We start from the raw sequence: 216 nt of genomic DNA on the forward strand, positions 1-216 counted from the left end.
TACTTGTACTACTTGTTGATATGTAAATCTTTCAAAGAACTCTTTTTGTTACACTCGCTAGTTTTTTTAGCGAACGTGGATGCAAAGATAAGGACTTTTATTTTATACTTCCAAATGTTTTAGGAAGTTTTTTCTAAAAGTTTTTTCATCATGTTCTGCAGTGCCGTTCTCTCTCGAATGCGGATGCAAAAGTAGTGCTTTACAACATACGCTCCA

The organism is Parabacteroides sp. TM07-1AC, from assembly GCF_003480915.1.
In the GTDB taxonomy this organism is placed as follows: domain Bacteria; phylum Bacteroidota; class Bacteroidia; order Bacteroidales; family Tannerellaceae; genus Parabacteroides; species Parabacteroides chongii.